Genomic DNA, 12,546 nt, shown 5'->3' on the forward strand with positions numbered 1-12,546 from the left:
GTTGTGGAGAAGCAGGGCATCAGGGCTGTCGGCCGCGCCTGCGCTTGAACCGCTTCATTGTACAGTCCTGCCGGCGCGTGCAAAGGGCACCAGGGCGTGATGACGGTTCAGAAAAGCGACGCCTGCTGCTCGCCGGCAAAGGGCGTCAGCGGCGGCAGCGCGATGCGCTCGCCAAGGCGTTTGTAGAAGGCCCGCGCCAGCAGCGGCGCCTGGCGGTTATCCGGGGTATGCACAAACAGCACAGGGGTTTTCCCCTGCTCTATCCACAGCGCCAGCCGTTCGATCCAGGGGGTGAAGCGCTGCTGGTTGATGGCGTCGTCGAAGTGGCCGATAAAGCGCACCAGCGGTTGCTTGCCGGTACTGATGACGTGCAGCGGTCGGCGCGGCTTTTCGCGCTGCGCCTGTTGAAGGCGCGCGTCATCGCCGGCGGGAGTGGCAAACAGCGCCCGGGTGTCGAGCATCACGCGATCGACGTGGCGACTTATCAACAGGGCGTTGAGATCGCGCTCGGCGCTCCCCTTGTGGAAAAATTCACTGTCGCGCACCTCCACCGCGCAGGGTAGCTGCTGCGGCCAGCGCTTCAGCAGCTGCGCCAGATGCGGCAGCTCGTCGGCACCGAAATCCCGCGGCAGCTGGATCATGGTGGGGCCGAGACGATCATGCAGCGGTGCCAGGCGCTGGAGAAAATCATCAAGACGTGCCTCGACGCCGGCCAGCCGCGCTTCGTGGGTCAGCGCCGCCGGCAGCTTGAAGCAGAAGCGAAAGTGCGCCGGGGCCTGCGCCGCCCAGCCGGCTACCACCTTTTCACGCGGCGCGCCGCTATAGAAGGTGGTGTTGCCCTCGACGCAGGAGAACACCGCAGCGTATTCGGGCAGGGCTTCGCTGCTTGCCGCGTAGGGGCTGTAAAGCGAGCCGCGCCAGTCGGGGTTGGCCCACATGGCCAACCCCAGACGTAGACCGCCGTTTGCCGGCGCCTCGCTCATCAGCGCACGCGCACGGCGTCGAAGCGCCTTTTGGGGGCGACGATATCGTCCTGGGCGCTGATCAGCGCCAGCTCGCGGGTGCCGGCCCGCTGTGTGTGTTCGAAAAGCGCGTGCAGCGCCTCGGCGGTACGCTCCAGTGCCCGTGCCGGCCCCTCGCCTTCGACCCCCTGATGGTCGCGCAGCAGGCAGGCGAGAAAGACCGCCGCAGTGAAGTCGCCGGCGCCGTTGGGCGGTATGGGAAAATCGATGCGCGGCGTGGCGATGCGCCAGCTGCCCGCGGCGGTGTCGAGCAGCATGTCGATATGATCAGGGGCGCTGTCGTCGATCTCCAGCGAGGTGACCAGCACCACGCGCGGCCCGCGTTCGCGCAGCCGCGCCGCGGCTGCCAGCGCCTGATCGAGGGTAGCGATCTCGCCGTCGCCCAGAAAGGCGAGCTCGAACTGGTTGGGGGTGACGATATCCGCCGCCGGCACGGCGCAGTCGCGCATCCACTCGGGGATGCCCTCGCGCACGAAGAAGCCGCGCCCCACGTCGCCCATCACCGGGTCGCAGCACCACAGTGCGCCGGGGTTGGCACTGCGCACCCGCGAAACGCTCTCCAGCACCGCGCGGCCGATCGCTTCATCGCCCATGTAACCGGACAGCACCGCCTGGATATCGCGCAGACCGGTGAGGGACTCGACGCCATCAAGCACGTCGCGCAGATGTTCGGGCGAGAACACCTCGCCGGTAAAGGCGCCGTAGCCGGTGTGGTTGGAGAACTGCACGGTGTTGATGGCGGTGACTTCACAGCCAAGGCGCTGCAGCGGCAGCACGGCGGCGCGGTTGCCAACGTAACCGAAGGCGACGTGGCTCTGGATGGAGATGATATGGGTCATGGAAGGCTCTAAAGGCAGCGCGATAGCAGACATTGATAGCGCCAAGGATAGCACTGCCGTCGCCGCCTTTGCCCGCACACAAAACGGGGGCGGCCCGCAGGCCGCCCCCTGATCTCGACGACATCGCCGTCGATCACTGCTGCACTCAGTTCCCGGAGGCGTCTTCCGGCAGCGCGTAGGCGACGATCTGGTCGCCGACCTGATCCTTGAGGATGGTATTGCCGCCGGCGATGAAGACCACGTATTCGCGCCCCTGGTATTCATAGACCGCCGGGTTGGCGACCACCGGAGCCTCGGTCTGCGACTCCCACAACTCGTCGCCGCTGTCCATCGAGTAGGCGCGCACTTTGGCGTCCATCGACGCGCCGATGAAGGCCAGCTTGCCCGCGGTAACCGCCGGGCCGCCGATAGTGGGGGAACCCCAGCGCTCCGGCATGAAGAAGCCGTACTGCTGTGAGGCACCCACCGGGCGGCGCCACTTGACGTCACCGGTGGTCATATCGAGTGCCACCAGCTCGCCGAAGGGCGGCTCCCAGCAGGGCATACCCAGCCAGTTGCGCGCCACCGTCAGGCGCATGCCGTAGGGTGCGCCGGTCTGCGGCGAGTAGCCCACCTCGTTGCCCGAACCGCTGGCGACCTGCTCATAGACGTCACGCGGGAAGAGTTTGACGGTCTGCACGATGTGCGAGGTGTTGACCACCGCTGTCTGGGTAATCGGGTCGAAGGCGACACCGCCCCACTGTATGCCGCCGGCGCTGTCGGGGTAGGCCAGCGTGCCTTCGCCATTGGTGGTGGGCGGCGTGTACATGCCCTCATAGCTGAGGTTGTCCCACATCCGCGAGCACTGGCCGAGGCCCACGGCGTCGGCCAGACCCCAGATTCCCGGCTTTTTCGACTGATCCAGCAGCGGCGCCGGTTTGGTCGGGAAGGGCTGGGTCGGGGCATAGACTTCACCCTCGACGCTGCCGTCGCCCTGCGGTACCCGACGCTCCTCGATCGGCCACACATCCTCGCCGGTGCGGCGATCGACCACGAACAGAAAGCCCATTTTGGTGGCCTGTATCAGCGCCGGGATCTCCTCGCCGTCGACAGTGATATCCATCAGCGTCGGCGCGGCGTTGATGTCGTAGTCCCAGATATCGTGATGCACCCACTGGCGCGACCACACCACTTCGCCGGTCTCGACGTCGAGCGCGGTGGTCGAAGTGGCCAGCGGAATCTCCTCGGTGCGGTTGCCGCCCCAGAAGTTGGGCGACGGCGACGACACCGGCAGATAAACCAGCCCCAGCTCGCGGTCGGCGGACATGTGGGTCCAGACGTTGGCGGTGCCGCTTTGCTGGCGTACGTCGTCCGGCAGCGCCTGGAAGGTCCATTCGCGCTCGCCGGTGCGGGCGTTGATCGAGAATACCGTGCCGGGAGGCGCCTCCTCGAAAGCCCAGTCCTTGCCGGCCCAGCCCAGCACCAGGTGGTCGCCGACCACGGTGGGCGGCTGCAGAAGCGACAGTGGCCACTTGTTGTTGGTGTCGTTCCACTGATTGACGTTGAGCACGCCGCCGTCGGCAAAGTCCTGACAGAGCTCGCCGGTATCGGCATCGAGGGCAAACAGCTGGGCATCCATGGTGCCCAGATAGACCCGCTTCTGGCAGGCTTCTCCTTCGACCGGGTTCTCCGCCTCCCAGTAGGCCACGCCGCGGCTCTTGAGCACCGGCTGGGTCAGCGCCTGCAGCTCGGAGTGGGTATTGAAGCTCCATTTCTGTTCGCCGGTGGCGGGGTCGAGCGCCAGTACCCGATAGAAGGGCGTGCCGATATAGAGAGTATCGTTGGCAAACACCGGGGTGGCCGACCAGACGGTGGCGGGAATATCCCCCGAGCCGTCGGAGACATCGCCGGTGTGCACCTCCCACGCCTTTTCCAGCTGGCCCACGTTGTCAGTGTTGATCTGATCGAGCGGGCTATATTTCTGGGCGTTGAGCTGGCCGTGGAAGCTGTCCCAGGTGGCCGTGTCGGGCACCAGTGGAATGGGCGAGCGGCTGCCATTCTGTGGTGCGCTACCGGCGGCCTGCTGTTGGTTGCTGTCGCTGGCCTGCTGCTGGGTGGCACTGCCGCCTGCAGCGTTATTCTCGCCCTGCGGCGCGGCCAGCAGCGTTACGGGCGAGACGGCCAGCGCCAGCGCGGTCAGCGTGCCCAGGCGTCGCATGCCGGATCGAAGAGAGCGCATCAGCGGGCTCCTTGTGCATAGGTCGGAGAAGCGGGGCGCACCATGTCGATGATCAGCCCGACAAGGCCGAGCACCATGGCGGCCACCAGCCACCATTCATGAAGCAGCAGTGCGGCAAAGGCGGTACCGGCCAGTACGATCAGTATCAGCGCGCGCAGTAGATTGCGCCCCGCGCGCGCTTTCACCGCCATCAGGGCCAGCGCCATGATGGCGAGCAACGCACAGGTGAGAATCACGATCAGCGCCCCGAGGGTGCCGGTAACGCCGGTTAGTGGGGCAAGATAGGCGTAGAGTGCAAGCGCCACTCCCGCCAGCGAGGCGACGAGCAGCACCAGCGCACCTGCCCTGGCGGGACTTGAGGATGGCATGGGCATTTTTCCCTGAATGAGGTTGTTAGTGCAGGTCGTGCGTTTATGCCGGGTATGCCGCAGGGCAACCGATATGCAGAGCGCAAGGCCTGGTTGTTTCTGGCGCGGGAGGAAGTGTAGTAAAACGACTTTGATTCAGGCCAGACTTAATGTGGCCCGGAAGCAAAAACGGCAGTGCGCCGCGTGCTGGCGGCGGGCTCAGGCAACCCTTGGGCGAATACCCTCGAAACCGCCGTGGCGTCTCGCCTCTTCGAGGTCAAAGGCGTTCTGTAGCCTTAGCCAATAGCCCGAGCTGGTGCCGAAGTAGATCGATAGCCGCAGGTCGGTATCCGCCGTGATCGCACGCTGACCCCGAGTGATCTCGCCGATGCGGGTGGCGGGGACATCAATGGCCGTCGCGAGGGCGTTTTTGGTCAGTCCCAGCGGCTCGATGAAATCCTCCAGCAGGATTTCGCCGGGATGAACGTTGGGGAGTTGCTCTTCGTTCACGATTTACCTCCCTCTTCAGTGATAGTCGCTGATTTCGACATCGTGCGCATCGCCGTCCTCGAAACGGAAACAGAGCCGCCATTGATCATTGATGCGAATGCTGTGCTGCCCGGTACGATCGCCCTGCAGCGCTTCCAGACGATTACCCGGCGGTATGCATAGATCCTCGAGTCGGACGGCGGCTTCCAGCTGGCGCAGCTTCTTCAGAGCAGTGCGCTGCATGCTTCGTGGCAGTTTGCGGGAGACGCGGCCCGAGAAGATAATTTCAGCCTGCCTGTCTCTGAAACCCTTGATCAAGCCCTGCTCCTTTCCGTTAGCCTGATATTAACGCGACGCAGCATATAACGCAAAGCGTTATATCAGGGGCGCTGCCAATGCTTCCCGCCTGCCGCCGATGCCGTCCAGTGCGCCGCGAACTGCCGGCTGGCGGATTACTCCACGGTGACGCTCTTGGCCAGGTTGCGCGGCTGGTCCACATCGGTGCCCTTGAGCACTGCCACGTGATAGGCGAGCAGCTGCAGCGGCAGGGTGTAGAGGATGGGGGCGATAAACTCATCCACCGCCGGCAGGCGCAGCAGGTGAATGCCTTCTCCCTCCTCCAGCGCGATGTTTTCGTCGGCGAAGACGAACAGCTCGCCGCCGCGGGCGCGCACCTCCTGCAGGTTGGACTTGAGCTTGCCGATCAGCTCGTCGTTGGGTGCCACCGCCACGACCGGCATGTCGGCGTCGACCAGCGCCAGCGGGCCGTGTTTGAGCTCGCCGGCCGGGTAGGCCTCGGCATGGATGTAGGAGATCTCCTTGAGCTTGAGCGCCCCCTCCAGCGCAATGGGAAACATGGTGCCGCGGCCCACAAAGAGGGCGTGATGCTTGTCGGCAAAGGCCGCCGAAAGGCCTTCGATAGCGCTATCCAGTGCCAGACCGCGGGAGATCAGCTGCGGTAAACCACGCAGTGCGCTTACCAGCCGCGCCTGCACTTCATCATCGCCGTGCTGCACCTGGCGCAGCGCCAGGGTCAGCAGCAGCAGCGATACCAACTGAGTGGTAAAGGCCTTGGTGGAGGCCACACCGATCTCCGGACCCGCCTGGGTCATGAGCGTCAGGTCGGACTCGCGCACCAGCGAGCTGCCGGGCACGTTACAGATGGCCAGGCTGGCCAGATAGCCGCCCTTTTGCGCCGTGTGGCGCAGCGCCGCCAGGGTATCGGCCGTCTCGCCGGACTGGGAAAGAGTGACAAAGAGGGTGCCCTGCGGCACGACCACCTCGCGGTAGCGATACTCCGAGGCGACCTCCACCTGGGTGGGAATCCCGGCCAGTTTCTCCAGCCAGTAGCGCGCCACCATGCCGGCGTGATAGCTGGTGCCGCAGGCGATGATCTGGATATTGTGCACCCGTGACAGCAGTTCATCGGCGTCGGCACCCAGAATGCGCGGGAAGACGTGGCGTTCGCCAAGGCGACCTTCAAGCGTATGGGTGATCACCTGCGACTGATCAAAGATCTCCTTGAGCATGAAATGGCGGTACTCACCGCGCGAAACGGCGTTGTCGCCGTGCTCGAAGATAGTGCTGTCGCGCTTTACCGGCTGCTGTTCGGCGTCGAACACCTCGACGCTGCCATGGCGACCCAGGCGCACCAGGTCCCCTTCCTGTAGATAGATGAAGCGGTCGGTCACCTGCAAAAGCGCCAGCGGGTCCGAGGCGAGAAACGCCTCCTCGATGCCAACGCCGACCACCAGTGGGCTGCCGCGGCGGGTGCCGACGATCTGATCGGGAAAGTCGGCATGGGTTACCGCCAGCGCGTAGGCGCCCTCGAGCAGCGTCACGACATGGCGAAAGGCGCTCAGCAGATCATTCCTGCGGGCCGCTTCGCGCGCCATCAGGTGGGCGACCACTTCGGTATCGGTTTCGGAGTGAAAGACGTAGCCGTCACGCTCCAGCTCGGCCTTCAGTGGCTCGTAGTTCTCGATGATGCCGTTATGTACGACGGCCAGCTTGTCACCGGACTGATGGGGGTGGGCATTTTTTTCGCTCGGCCGGCCGTGGGTCGCCCAGCGGGTATGGGCGATGCCAAGGCTGCCACTCAGCGATGAAGCCTGCAGTTTCTCCTCCAGCGCTGCTACCTTGCCCACCGCCCGCTGGCGGCCGAGCCGGCCGTCGGCGGCGATTACCGCCATGCCGGCGCTGTCGTAGCCGCGATATTCAAGCCGTCTGAGTCCCTCGAGCAGAATGTTCTGCACCTGGCGGTCGGTGACCGCGCCAACAATGCCGCACATGCTGATAACTCCCCGATAAAAATATGCAATGAAGATTAATAGTGAAGTGAGCGGGACGGCTCAGGTATCGCTCCCGGCGATCACCAGGTCGATATCCAGCGCCTCCAGGCGCTCCTGCATGGCGCTCGTCAGCCCGGCGTCGGTGATCAGCACGTCGATCTGCGTCCAGTCCAGTTCCAGATTGGGAATGCGGCGCTCGAACTTGTCCGACTCGATCATCACCACGACCTCGCGGGCGACCTCGGCCATCACCTGCGAAAGTCCGGTCAGCTCGTTGAAGGTGGTGGTGCCGCGTGTCGGGTCGATGCCGTCGGCGCCGATGAACAGCTGGTCAAAGTCGTAGGCGCGCAGCACCGTCTCCGCTACCCGGCCCTGAAAGGCGGCCGAATGCGGATCCCAGGTGCCGCCGGTCATCAAAAGCGTCGGCGGTGGCTCCAGCGCGCGCAGTGCCCCGGCCACGCCGAGTGAATTGGTCATCACCACCAGCCCGCTACAGCGGCCCAGCTCGGGAATCAGCGCGCCGGTGGTGGTGCCGCTGTCGATAATCAGCCTGGCGTGATCGCGAATGCGGCGGCTGGCGGCGCGGGCGATCGCCTTCTTGGCCGGTGAGATGCGCTGCGGCCGCTCGCCGTCACGCTCGACCAGGATAGCGCCGCCGTAGCGGCGTATCAGCCTGCCGGCCGCTTCCAGCGCCGCCAGATCCTTGCGCACAGTGACGCTGGAGGTGTCGAACTGCTCGGCCAGCGCCTCGACGGTGACCTCGCCGCGTTCGGCAAGCAGTTCGAGAATGGCGTCGCGTCGCTGTGGTGTCTGGCGTCGCTGCATAAGAGGCACCGAAGTCGCAGGGGAAAGCTTGTTTCGGAAGATATCATCTTTTTATTCGAAAGTTAAATAGTTTCGAAGAGGAGGTTTGGTGGGGTCGACGTGTCGGGATTCCTGCATTCTGCCGTCCTCCTGCGGGCCACCCCTGGCGTCGGGCATGAGAGATCATTCGGCAAGTATCGCCAGCAGCCTTTCGGACTTGACGCTGGTCTGTTGCAAACCCCGGGCTTTTGGTCAGCTTCACCCCCGGATTCGTCAAATAGCGGGCCTATTCGCTTCATCCGATTAATCAACCTGACGCACAATCCATCGTTTTCGCGATGATCGATCAAGCCCGACAAGCTGCTGGTTGGAGCATCTGGCGATTTCAAGTAGAATTTCATGGCTCGACGCCGAAGTTCGAGCGATACGAGGCAATAAATAACTTTAAAGCGATATATAATATAGCGGAGCATAGACATGCAATTTTCTGATTTGGCAGGGTTCAACAAGTTTATTTCCCCCTCTCTCATCAAAATCGCCTATTGGATCGGGATCATTCTGATCGTCCTCATGGGGCTGAGTTCTCTTTTTTTCAGCTCTCCCTACTCTCCCCTCTCCGGCTTTTTTGGTTTTCTCATCAAGCTGATCGGCATCCTGCTGAGTCTGGTCTTCTGGCGTATTACCTGCGAAGCCGCCATTTTGCTGTTCGGCATGCATGAGCGTCTTGGCGAGATTCGAGATCGTCTTTCGAATTCATGATTCGGGAAGTAATGTCATTTTCAAAAGCACGGCTTCCATCGGCCATCGGGTGTTAAAATCTGTCGCTATCAACCAGTAGCGATGAGGAGCCGATTGACGTGTCGTGCCGATCGTCTGTGTGAGTGGCGACCCAAGCAATCGGCTATCGGAGCATCCTGAGCGCACCTTGGACATCGGCCCTGAATAAAAGCCCGACAACATGTCGAGCTCCGTTGCACGAAATTTGCCGGGCCGAGACGAAGCGCTCTGCTAAGGCGTGCGCACGCTGGACAGGCGTGCGCGGCGCAGACTGACGTTGTCGCCCACCAAATGTTTTTGCAGCTCCTCGAGGCTGACGCTTTTGGTCTCGGGCATCAAAAATATCGCAAAGACCAACTGCAGCAGCATCATGACTGCAAAGAAGGCGAATACCGGCCCGCCGCTGAACGTGCCCAGCACCCAGGGCATCACCAGAGTGATCAGGGCCGCGAAAACCCAGTGGGTCGAGGCGCCGAAGGATTGTCCTCGGGCGCGCACGCTATTGGGGAAAATCTCTGCGATGAATACCCAGATGATGGCGCCCTGGCTGATCGCGTGCGAGGCGATGAACAGTGCCAGCAGCAGCGGCACCTCGGCGCCACCCAGCGCGCCGGCAAAGAAGGCTCGTGAGATCAGCACCAGCGACAGTAAGTAGCCCGCCGAGCCAATAAACAGCAGGGTACGGCGTCCGAAGCGGTCGATCAGTGACATGCCGAGCATGGTAAAGAGCAGATTGACCATACCGATACCGACAGTGGACAACAGCGCAGCCTGGCTGCCCAGCTGAGCGGCTTCGAGCACGCGAGGGGCGTAGTAGATGATGAAGTTGATACCCGAGAGCTGGTTGAAGAAAGCGATCAGAAAGGCCAGCAGAATCGGCAGACGATAGCGGCGTGAGAAAAAGCGCGATTGTGTTGAGGCTTCCTCTTCTTCCGCCCGACGGATGGTGGCGATCTCGGCGTCGATATCTACCCCGGGGTTGATCAGTCGCAGTGTGCGGCCGGCCTCTTCGACGTCGTTTCTTTTCAGGATCAGCCAGCGCGGGCTGCGCGGAATACGCAGAATCATCAGGGTGTAGATCAGCGCCGGAACGGCTTCTATACCCAGCATCCAACGCCAGGCATTGTCGCTGATCAGGCTGCCGATAATGTAATTGGAGACGAACGCCATCAAAATACCGAAGACGATGTTGAACTGGTACATGGCAACCAGAAAGCCGCGACGCTGAGGTGGTGCGATCTCGGAGATATAGGTGGGTGCCGCTACGGAGGAGATGCCAACGCCAATGCCGCCGATCAGGCGAAAGAAGGCGAAGGTCCATGGGTCGGAGACGACCGCCGACCCTATGGCAGAGACCAGGTAGAGCATACCGATAATCATCAGGGTGGCGCGGCGCCCCAGCCTGTCGGTTGGCCAGTTGCCGAAAATGGCGCCGAGCACGGTGCCCCAGAGCGCCATCGACATGATCAACAGGCCATGCTGCAGGTCGCTCAGCCCCCAGAGCGCTTGAATGGGCTTGTCGGCGCCGGAAATGACCGCGGTGTCGAAACCGAACAGAAAGCCTGCCAGCGCCACGGTAATCGACCATTGAAAGAGACGTGACATTGCAACACCCCCCGTTTGCATATTGCCGTTGTAGGTGAATCCTGTGGTAACTGAATCGATTCACCAGACGGCATTACAGCAGGTTTCGACGGTTTTGGGGCTTAGACATTGGTACGGATGAAGCGGGCGACATCCGATCCGCTTTTGGTGCCAGAGCGGCGTATGGGATGTCGACCCGGCCGTGCGTTCATTCCGCCTCGAAGGCTATCCGGCTGCCGGTACTACCGCCAGAAGGGTTTGCGCGCCTCCTCGAGCGCCTCTTCGCGGCTGACGCCGATATCCCATAGCTGTGCATCGCTCAGCCGCGCCAGCTGACGACGGCTGTGCCAGCGCTGCCAGCGGCTCGGCGATGGCGACGATGGCGTCTGTTCGGTGGCGGCGCGGTTGCGCGGGTGTTGATCGCTCTGGCGTGCCAGCTGAAGGCGATTCAGGAATCCCTGGACAGCGAGGTTCATGGCGGCCTCCGGTATGATGATGTGTGACATCATCATGCGACGTGGCAGGCGGGTATCGGCAGCGCCAGGTGCTGACTTTTTTTGCCATACAGGGCGGTATTAACGAACTCTGTATGGTCATTTCTGTTTTTATCTGTACCGATCCATACAGTCATAAAGGCGATAGAGTGGAACCGGACCCGAAAACGGAGGCAGGCCGCCATGTCGACCCACCGCTACGAACGTCTGGCCGATCATCTGCGCGAGCGCATCAGGGCGGGCTACTACAGCGCCGGTGAGCGCCTGCCTTCGGTGCGCGCGCTGGCCGAGGCGCACGGCGTCAGCCTCTCCACCGCGCAGCACGCCTATCATCAGCTGGAGGATGCCCGGCTGATCCGTTCCCGGCCGCGCTCGGGCTATTTCGTCTGCGCGCTTCGTGAGCGCCCCGCCTTTCCGCCGCCGTCGAAGATGGCCCAGCGACCGGTGGCGGTTTCCCAGTGGGAGCAGGTGCGCGAGGGCACCTGTGTGCTGCCCGATACCCATATGCACAACCTCGGGCGCGGCATGCCGGATATCGACACCCCTACTATCAAGCCGCTGCTGCGCGCGCTTTCGCGCGCCGGCCGACGTCACGATCTGATCGGCCTCAATTACGACACCCTGCACGGCCGGCCGGAGCTGCGCGAGCAGATCGCGCGGCTGTCGGTGGCCCATGGCTGCCGGCTGCATCCGGACGAGATCGTTATCACTACCGGCTGCCACGAGGCGATTTCGGTGGCGATGCGCGCAGTATGCGAACCGGGCGATATCATCGCAGTGGACTCGCCGAGCTTCTATGGGGCGCTGCAGTCGATCAACGCCTATGGCATGAAGGCGCTGGAGATTCCCACTTGTGCCCGCGACGGCATCAGTCTCGAAGCCCTCGAACTGGCGCTGGAGCAGTGGCCGGTGCGTGCCATTCAGATTACCCCCACCTGCAACAATCCGCTGGGCTATACCTTTTCGGAAAAGCGCAAGCGTGCCCTGCTGGCACTGGCGCGGCGCTTCGACGTGGCGATCATCGAGGACGATGTGTATGGCGATCTCAGTTGGGCATTTCCACGTCCGCCCACCATCCGCTCGCTCGATGACGAAGGGCGGGTGCTGCTGTGCAGCTCGTTCTCCAAGACGCTGGCGCCGGGGTTGCGCATCGGCTGGATCGCCCCCGGGCGCTACCGCGAGCGAGCGCTGCACATGAAGTATGTGGGTACCGGTTCGACGGCCACCCATGCCCAGCTGGCGATCGCCGAGTTCATTCGCGAGGGCTACTTCGACCCGCATATGCGCCGCATGCGACAGCAGTATCGCCACAATCTTCATGCCGCGCTGGATGTGATCGACGCCCATTTTCCCACCTCGGTGCGGGTCAGCCAGCCGGAAGGCGGCTATATGCTATGGATCGAATGCGGCGCCGCGCTGGACAGCCTGGCGCTTAACGAGCGGCTGATGGCCGAGGACATCCGTATTGCCCCCGGCGTGATGTTCTCCGCCACCGGCAAGTATCGCCACTGCCTGCGGCTCAACTACGCGGTAATGAATGACGCCATTCGCTATGCGCTGAAACGAGTGGGCGAGCTGATCGGCGAGATGGAGAAGGCAGAAGCACGGGAGGCAATGACGGCCGGATAGTGTGGCGCCGAGCCCCGCCGGGACAGGTGCCCGGCGAGGACGGTGCCTCGGT

General features: G+C 63.1%; 12 protein-coding genes. 2 read left to right on the forward strand and 10 right to left on the reverse strand.

Going from position 1 to position 12,546, the window contains the following annotated elements; all coding sequences use genetic code 11:
• Window positions 1–107 precede the first annotated feature (107 nt).
• From H146_RS0101285 to H146_RS0101325, 8 genes are all read right to left on the reverse strand, one after another.
• The gene (locus H146_RS0101285; protein ID WP_019950037.1) at window positions 108–983 is read right to left on the reverse strand and encodes a DUF72 domain-containing protein; all 876 of its coding nucleotides are present in this window, start codon (window positions 981–983) and stop codon (window positions 108–110) included.
• Complete coding sequence (pdxY, locus tag H146_RS0101290) at window positions 983–1,861, reverse strand: pyridoxal kinase PdxY (RefSeq protein ID WP_019950038.1); 879 nt, start codon at window positions 1,859–1,861, stop codon at window positions 983–985. Before pdxY ends, H146_RS0101285 begins: the two co-directional genes overlap by 1 nt.
• A gap of 145 nt (window positions 1,862–2,006) precedes the next feature.
• Complete coding sequence (locus tag H146_RS0101300; protein ID WP_019950040.1) at window positions 2,007–4,079, reverse strand: pyrroloquinoline quinone-dependent dehydrogenase; 2,073 nt, start codon at window positions 4,077–4,079, stop codon at window positions 2,007–2,009.
• Window positions 4,079–4,447 carry a hypothetical protein gene (locus H146_RS0101305; protein WP_019950041.1) on the reverse strand — a complete coding sequence of 123 codons (369 nt, stop codon included), beginning with the start codon at window positions 4,445–4,447 and terminating at the stop codon, window positions 4,079–4,081. The genes H146_RS0101300 and H146_RS0101305 overlap by 1 nt, the downstream gene beginning before the upstream one ends.
• Window positions 4,448–4,645: 198 nt before the next feature.
• Entirely contained in the window at window positions 4,646–4,936 is a 291-nt protein-coding gene (locus H146_RS0101310; protein WP_019950042.1) for a HigA family addiction module antitoxin, read from the reverse strand.
• A 15-nt stretch (window positions 4,937–4,951) separates the two neighbouring features.
• Window positions 4,952–5,233, reverse strand: coding sequence for a type II toxin-antitoxin system RelE/ParE family toxin (locus H146_RS0101315; protein WP_019950043.1), 282 nt, complete (start codon window positions 5,231–5,233; stop codon window positions 4,952–4,954).
• Between the two features lie 134 nt (window positions 5,234–5,367).
• Window positions 5,368–7,206 carry a glutamine--fructose-6-phosphate transaminase (isomerizing) gene (gene glmS, locus H146_RS0101320; RefSeq protein WP_019950044.1) on the reverse strand — a complete coding sequence of 613 codons (1,839 nt, stop codon included), beginning with the start codon at window positions 7,204–7,206 and terminating at the stop codon, window positions 5,368–5,370.
• Between the two features lie 60 nt (window positions 7,207–7,266).
• On the reverse strand, window positions 7,267–8,031 hold the full coding sequence (locus H146_RS0101325) for a DeoR/GlpR family DNA-binding transcription regulator (RefSeq protein ID WP_019950045.1): 765 nt from the start codon (window positions 8,029–8,031) through the stop codon (window positions 7,267–7,269).
• 456 nt (window positions 8,032–8,487) lie between these two features.
• On the opposite strand from H146_RS0101325, the gene H146_RS0101330 reads away from it, so the two are divergent.
• Entirely contained in the window at window positions 8,488–8,769 is a 282-nt protein-coding gene (locus H146_RS0101330; protein WP_019950046.1) for a DUF4282 domain-containing protein, read from the forward strand.
• A 249-nt stretch (window positions 8,770–9,018) separates the two neighbouring features.
• Here H146_RS0101330 and H146_RS0101335 read toward each other — a convergent pair whose 3' ends face one another.
• Window positions 9,019–10,392 (reverse strand): sugar porter family MFS transporter, encoded by a 1,374-nt coding sequence (locus tag H146_RS0101335; RefSeq protein ID WP_019950047.1) that lies wholly within the window; start codon window positions 10,390–10,392, stop codon window positions 9,019–9,021.
• A 221-nt stretch (window positions 10,393–10,613) separates the two neighbouring features.
• Window positions 10,614–10,847, reverse strand: a complete 234-nt coding sequence (locus tag H146_RS0101340; RefSeq protein ID WP_019950048.1) for a DUF1127 domain-containing protein — start codon at window positions 10,845–10,847, stop codon at window positions 10,614–10,616.
• Window positions 10,848–11,048: 201 nt separating this feature from the next.
• Here H146_RS0101340 and H146_RS0101345 point away from each other — a divergent pair, with 201 nt between their 5' ends.
• Window positions 11,049–12,494, forward strand: coding sequence for an aminotransferase-like domain-containing protein (locus H146_RS0101345; protein WP_019950049.1), 1,446 nt, complete (start codon window positions 11,049–11,051; stop codon window positions 12,492–12,494).
• The last annotated feature ends 52 nt before the right edge of the window (window positions 12,495–12,546 follow it).

The organism is Kushneria aurantia DSM 21353 (assembly GCF_000382245.1).
In the GTDB taxonomy this organism is placed as follows: domain Bacteria; phylum Pseudomonadota; class Gammaproteobacteria; order Pseudomonadales; family Halomonadaceae; genus Kushneria; species Kushneria aurantia.